Source organism: Enterovibrio nigricans DSM 22720, from assembly GCF_900167155.1.
Lineage (GTDB): Bacteria > Pseudomonadota > Gammaproteobacteria > Enterobacterales > Vibrionaceae > Enterovibrio > Enterovibrio nigricans.
Genome location: NZ_FUXU01000131.1, coordinates 1 through 6,302, shown reverse-complemented (window position 1 = coordinate 6,302; position 6,302 = coordinate 1). Strand labels below are relative to the sequence as shown.

Sequence of the window (6,302 nt, the reverse complement as noted above, 5' to 3'; positions counted from 1 at the left end):
CGACTTCGAGCGGATGTTGAGCAACGGCAGGTGAAATACCTCAACAATGGTATTGAATCCGATCATGCCCCCATCAAGAAACTCCTTGCAGGCACCGGCGGTTTTAAAAAACGAAAGCGTGCCTGGTCAACCCTTCAGGGATTCGAATCTCTACGGATGTTGAATAAAGGCCAGTTTGATTTCTGGTTACGTCAGGATGAGCGTAAAGTGCTTGTGCGGGAGAGATCCGCCTTCATGAATCGACTCTTTAATGTCGAGGTAATTTACACGTAATTTCAGGAAGCGGCGGGGTGAAATCCGCCCGATTGAATTTTTTGCAACAACCCCCCCGTTAGCAGCCTAATTGTATCTGGTGAACAGGCACGCCCTTTGATTTCTCAAACTTTGCGACACTACCAGTCAACGCTTTGTATTTTCATCTTTTTGGCTATGATTGGATTGCTATTGTACATATTTCAACTCAATATATTGAATACAACACACTTCTAATGCATCGTTTTATCCTATTTTCTATTGATAGTTCTGGTCATTCTTGAGTCATGACCCATTCTTGAATCAAATTGAAGCATGGGATATTACAATATTCTTAAAAACAGAAAAACCATATTGTTATTACTTAATCACACTACCCTAAAACTATCTTAATAATCATAACCCATTAATGTTTAACATTAAAAAGGAAAAGCGCATGTTAAAAATAAAATCGGCCTCTATCATGGCAATATTTTTCTATCCAGTCGTATCAATAGCTGCAGATTGTCAAAAACCAGAAGTACCCGCTTTTGATTCAAAGACCTATTACGCAAACATCGATAATACCAATCCAGTAACACTAAAAAATTCCTTGAATAAAATAATATCTTCAAACTATGTCAAACAATCATATAAATGTGTTTGGAATATGCTTGAAGAAGCAGATCAAGATCCAAGCAATCCAGATAATGTTGTGTTAATCTATAGCCAACAATCCTATCCTAAAAAATCAAGATCGGGTAGTAGTATCCCTGGAAATAAATGGAATAGAGAACACCTTTGGGCTACTTCTCATGGCTTTCCAAAACAGCACCAATATGCTTACACCGATGGTCATCACATTGTAGCCTCGGATCAAAAATGTAATGCTCTTCGTGGAGACTTGGATTTTGGTATAGGAGGAACACTTATTGAGCGATGTAATTCAAGTCTACAAAAAGATAGAACATGGGAGCCACCGCATGAAAATAAAGGGGATATTGCACGGAAACTATTTTATATGGCAGTAAGATATGATGGGGATTTATTGTCTAATACACCAGATTTAATATTATCAAATAATCTAACATCAGAAAAAACGCCTTTCCTTGGTGAATTATGTGATCTATACAAATGGCATAAGATAGATCCTGTTGATAAAAAAGAGATAAGCAGGAATAATGTCATATATAGTTGGCAGGGCAATCGAAATCCTTTTATAGACAACCCCGCATGGGCTGATAAAATATTTGGTAATGCTTGCCCTGATTCATAATAGACTAAAGACAAAACTTACTATTTCAATTAAACATTTCCTTTTGGGAACATGCTTCCTCTCAAAAAAGGTCGGATATACCGACCTTTTAAACTGAATAAGTGTCATTGTCTAATAAACATTCTTTTGTAATTTTTGACTGTGTAGTGAGTAGCAATTGGTCATGACAACTGGAAAGGTAGTGTCGCAAAGTTTGCACGAAGGTATTTAGATATAGGTGGTAGGCTGTACTTTTTGAGGTGCCACCTATGCCTCTCAGCTTCAAAGGCAAGCAATACCCAAGCTCCATCATCCTTCAGGCCATCCGCTATTACCTTGCCTATCCACTGAGCTTTCGCGACATCGAGGACATCTTCAAAGAACGCGGTTTGGGCATGGAGAAGTGGATCCCAATGGTTGGACACATAAGCTAATCCTTTAAGTGGTTGATCCCGCTCATACAACGTATCTCTGTCTGCCAAAGTAGACTTCATCAGGGGGGAAGTCATTGAGTCCCTGATGGTTACGCTCCTCATTATAAAACACCATGTAGTGGCCGATTTCAAGCTCAGCTTCACGGGTCGTGCTGTAAGCTTTTAAGTAAACCTCCTCATATTTCAGGCTTCGCCATAATAGCTCAATAAAAACGTTGTCGACCCAGCGACCTTTTCCGTCCATGCTGATCCGTATCCCCTGATCGAGCAACCTCTGTGTGAACTCAGTGCTAGTAAACTGGCTGCCCTGATCGGAGTTAAAGATATCGGGCGGTCCGTAGTGTTGGAGCGCTTCTTCGAGTGCCTCGATACAAAAGCTTGTATCCATGGTGTTCGATAAGCGCCAGGACAACACCTTACGGCTATACCAGTCGATAATGGCAACCAAGTACAGAAACCCTTTAGCCATTGGGATGTACGTAATATCAATGGCCCAAGCTTGGTTCGGATAAGTGACTTCGATATCACGCAACAGGTACGGATAAACCTTGTGTGCTTTGTTTGCCAGTGTCGTTTTTGGCTTGGGATAAATCGCCCCAATGCCCATATCACGCATGATCCGAACAATACGCTTACGATTAACGTTATGGCCCTTTTTAGCCAGTTCAGTTCGAATACGTCTACTGCCCATGAACGGATACTGAAGGTGAATTTCGTCAATCATACGGCGCAATTCAATCTCCTCAGCAGAGAGTCCAATGGGCTGATAGTAAGCCGTAGAGCGAGCAATATTGAGAAGCTCGCACTGACGCTTTATCGGTAGTTGGGTGGATTTAACCAGCGAACTCTTTCGCTGGGCTCGGTCTAACGACCGAGCCCTTTGGCCAAAAAATCATTTTCCATGGTCAATTGACCGATTTTGGGGTGCAGTTTGTCTACTTCTTCAGAATTGTCTTTGCCTAACTGGCTTTCAGAGGCAAAGATCATGGCAGCGTTCTCAAGCAGTTCTTTCTTCCAAGTTGAGATTTGGTTGGCGTGTAGGTTGTACTTCTGCGCCAGCTCAGCGACAGTTTTATCACCTTTAGCAGCAGATAATGCCACTTTAGCTTTAAACTCGGGAGAGTGGTTTCTACGTTTTCTCGTCATAATCTGTTCCAGTATTGTTGGGTACTATCAAAACAGATCAATCACTTAAAGTCATGTCCGAAAATTGGGGACCACTTCTGTGAACTCCCATATGCCTCCATAGCTATGTTGCAAGGTGGAATTTGAGCTAAAAATGGCAGTAATTGGTTGCGCTGTAGTTTTTTTCGTTTTACTTGTCGACCCAGATGATTGGTCGCATGCAGGTGAAAAACAGATTTAGCAATATCAATCCCGATCATCGTAATAGTCATGGTTCACCTTTCCGTCACAAGAAACCTGAGTTCAACCTTAGCACAAGGCTAGAGGTCGACTTCAGGGTGGGAGGGTTCATACCATTACCTTCAAGGGATTTGAATCACTCCGCATGTTGAATAAGGGGCAGTTTGATTTCTGGTTACGTCGTGATGAGCGTAAAGATCGGATACGGGAGCGATCTGTCTTTATGAACGGGTTGTTCAATGTCATGGTCGTTTTCGCCTGATTACTGGTACACGACCTGACAACATTTATCCTCAACCATTTTTTGCAACAAGCCCGTTTATCTTACTGATTACCTGCAATACAGAGTAAAAAATAAAATATGTTTGGGTGACCATCCCGATCATTACTTGGGACTTGATCCCGACGAAGGGCTATTCATTTCACGCCAAAACCGACCATTCTCAATCGTTCGCAAAACCACAAAGGCGGGTGCTGAGAGTTATAGTTGTGACGCTCTCAATCGACATATAAAGACACTTCTAAGAAATGCGGGTGTAGAGTCACCAAGCGTTCTTTCAGGCCGTAGAACCTTTGCTGCAACGTTGCGTAGGAAGGGTTACGACGTAGCCCATATTCATTATCTTCTGGGTAACAAGACGTTAGAAACAACGGAGCGTCTTTTGACCACGGATCCAGTATCAATGTCGGCTATAGCTGAAAATGCTTTCTGAGTATCAATTGCATTCAGTTGATCGGATATAAATCACCCATATCAAAGGTATATATGCTTGACATATGCAGAGGGTTTTTTTATACTAATCATATGTTTTACATATGTCGATAAAAGGCGAATTTAATGAGAACGGTTTCAATCTTTAAAAACGGCAAGAATCAGGCAGTGCGCTTACCCAAAGACCTTGAGTTTGAAGGTATCAGCGAGCTTGAAATCCATAAAGACGGTGATGTGATCACCTTGCGTCCAGCCCGTCCTAATTGGGTGTCGTTCAGTGATGTAGATAAGGCCGATAGTGATTTCATGGCCGAACGTCCAGATGTTATTTCAGATGAAGGACGATTCAGCTTTGACTAAGAAAATCACTTACATGCTCGATACCTGCATTTGCTCGTTCATCATGCGTGAACAGCCTTTGTCGGTATTGGAAAAGCTGCAATCGGTAGTGAGTAAGCAACACCGTGTCGTTATCTCTGCGATTACTTATCAGGAAATGCAGTTTGGCTTGCTAGGCAAAAAAGCCTCACCCAAACATGCTGTGTTAGTCGGTGAATTTCTCAAGCGGGTTGATGAAATCTTGCCTTGGGATAAGGCCGCTGTAGATGCCACGACTGCCGTTAAGCGTGACTTGATGGCGAAAGGTACTCCTGTCGGGAATAACGACACGGCAATTGCAGGCCACGCCATAGCGGAAGGCTGCGTGCTGGTCACAAACAATGTTCGAGAGTTTAAGCGCGTCAACGGGCTTACATTCGAAGACTGGGTACACTAATTCGGAAAGAGGTCAGCAAGATGTCGTCATTTGAAGAAGCTGTACAGGCTACTTTAACTATGTTGAATCATCGAATTACAGAACTTTCTGATTGTGATGTTATGACTGATGCGCAGCAAGAATACATCAATGAGCTGATTGAAAGGTGAGGAATCTCAATCCTTACCTTTGAATAGAGCTGGCCTGCGATCGCGGATAAAACCACCCTGTTTTCTGGAGGATGTGTCCCTTCGATAGCCCTGAAGGTTGACCAGTGGTTAATTATTGTGCGCCTTTCTGTTTTTTAGACACAATAACCCCGTACTGGAACTAGACCGGACGCCTACTTGCCTGCAGTTTCGTCTGCGATATCAACTCACCCACCGTCGAGCCTGACCGGAATCCGGTATAAACCATCCTGCCCGTGCAAAGCACGCAGGCATACGGGTCGACGTTCACGTATCCCTTCAGCATTGCCGCATAACCCGGGGCTTCCGGTACCTCCGGCGGCGCCTGTTTCAGCGCAGCATATACCCGCGGTAGCATCTCTCCCCGTTTGCGGTTCGACAGAAAACCGTCATACCGCAGCATCTTAAAATGCTTCTCCGGGATGTGCTCAACCAGCCGGCCTATCATTTCCAAGGGTGTCAGCACCATGGATTCTTTCTTTTGAGTCCGGTGGTTGAGGAAGGTAAAGGTCACCTGACCGCCTCGGCTGTAGTGGCGCAGGCGTGATGCCGCCACCGGCGGACGTTTCAGGTAACGACCCAGGTAATTCACCGTCTGTTTGTGGTGCTGCGTCTTCTTCGCAAAGTGCACTTTCCAGTGACGCCGGTATTGGCTGTCGAGAAAGTGAGAGCAATCGCTTTCATGACGGATGAAAGGCGCACCATCGAAAGCCAGTGTCAGGCGGACGAAGCAGGCGGATAACCGCCGTGCGCCAGCACAGCTCTGTGGGTTTGGCTTTAAAAAAGACAGGGTTCCAGCTCCCCTGTTTTCGACACAACCCGCCACGTGTGACCGACAGGTGGATATGGACATTCCAATTAAGCCGCCGGCCGTAGGTGTGCAGGGCGCAGAATACACCGACATCCACATCCTGGGTATGGACCCAGGCTAGAAAAACCTTGGCCGCGCAGGCGAACAGGTTATTGAGAAGCCAGCGGTTATGCTGGAACACCGCCCAGAGGGTATACCCTATGATCACAGATTAAAAGTGGCAGTTTTTATATATTTGTCATAACCTATATGGCATACACTATTAGATCATAACTTAAATGTCACTTAGGTCAAATTATGTACATCTTTGGCTATCTTAGAGCATCAACTAGCGATCAAAACGCGAAACGAGCACAGAGCACCTTACAGAAGTTTGTACAGGATAAGGGATTCAGAATCGCTGGATGGTACATTGAAAATGAATCAGGGGCTTCGCTGCAAAGACCTGAACTTCTCCGTTTACTTGATGATGCCGCGAAAGGTGATGCAATCATCATTGAACAGATAGACAGGCTTTCTCGTCTGGATGAGAAAAGCTGGTTCACACTAAAA

General features: G+C 44.2%; 9 protein-coding genes and 1 pseudogene. 7 read left to right on the top strand and 3 right to left on the bottom strand.

The features are described from left to right. The 3 genes from B5D35_RS22205 to B5D35_RS24430 form a co-directional block, all read left to right on the top strand. A partial coding sequence (locus B5D35_RS22205) for a DDE-type integrase/transposase/recombinase (protein ID WP_139367836.1) occupies positions 1–273 on the top strand: 273 nt, incomplete at its 5' end. A gap of 415 nt (positions 274–688) precedes the next feature. Next, positions 689–1,507 (top strand): endonuclease I family protein, encoded by an 819-nt coding sequence (locus tag B5D35_RS22200; RefSeq protein ID WP_170915250.1) that lies wholly within the window; start codon positions 689–691, stop codon positions 1,505–1,507. A 248-nt stretch (positions 1,508–1,755) separates the two neighbouring features. Then, a complete protein-coding gene (locus B5D35_RS24430; RefSeq protein ID WP_157828447.1) occupies positions 1,756–1,920 on the top strand; it encodes a hypothetical protein in 165 nt (54 codons plus the stop codon). 22 nt (positions 1,921–1,942) lie between these two features. Here the strand turns inward: B5D35_RS24430 and B5D35_RS22190 are convergent. Beyond that, positions 1,943–3,066, bottom strand: a protein-coding gene (locus B5D35_RS22190) for an IS3 family transposase (RefSeq protein ID WP_139367835.1) whose coding sequence is annotated in 2 segments (ribosomal slippage) — positions 1,943–2,805 and positions 2,805–3,066 — 1,125 coding nt in all. Because the reading frame shifts where the segments join, the coding sequence is not laid out codon by codon here. A 337-nt stretch (positions 3,067–3,403) separates the two neighbouring features. Here B5D35_RS22190 and B5D35_RS22180 point away from each other — a divergent pair. From B5D35_RS22180 to B5D35_RS22165, 3 genes and pseudogenes are all read left to right on the top strand, one after another. Continuing rightward, positions 3,404–3,547 (top strand): annotated as a pseudogene (locus B5D35_RS22180) (IS6 family transposase); the annotation flags it as partial. A gap of 576 nt (positions 3,548–4,123) precedes the next feature. After that, complete coding sequence (gene vapB, locus B5D35_RS22170) at positions 4,124–4,357, top strand: type II toxin-antitoxin system VapB family antitoxin (protein ID WP_078754612.1); 234 nt, start codon at positions 4,124–4,126, stop codon at positions 4,355–4,357. Continuing rightward, positions 4,350–4,772, top strand: coding sequence for a type II toxin-antitoxin system VapC family toxin (locus tag B5D35_RS22165; protein ID WP_244556708.1), 423 nt, complete (start codon positions 4,350–4,352; stop codon positions 4,770–4,772). Before vapB ends, B5D35_RS22165 begins: the two co-directional genes overlap by 8 nt. A 309-nt stretch (positions 4,773–5,081) precedes the next feature. On the opposite strand, the gene B5D35_RS22160 is transcribed toward B5D35_RS22165, so the two are convergent. After that, the gene (locus B5D35_RS22160; RefSeq protein ID WP_425291252.1) at positions 5,082–5,630 is read right to left on the bottom strand and encodes a transposase; all 549 of its coding nucleotides are present in this window, start codon (positions 5,628–5,630) and stop codon (positions 5,082–5,084) included. Beyond that, entirely contained in the window at positions 5,620–5,847 is a 228-nt protein-coding gene (locus tag B5D35_RS25565) for a transposase (RefSeq protein WP_425291251.1), read from the bottom strand. Before B5D35_RS25565 ends, B5D35_RS22160 begins: the two co-directional genes overlap by 11 nt. A gap of 200 nt (positions 5,848–6,047) precedes the next feature. Here B5D35_RS25565 and B5D35_RS22150 point away from each other — a divergent pair. Then, a partial coding sequence (locus tag B5D35_RS22150; protein ID WP_170915249.1) for a recombinase family protein occupies positions 6,048–6,302 on the top strand: 255 nt, incomplete at its 3' end.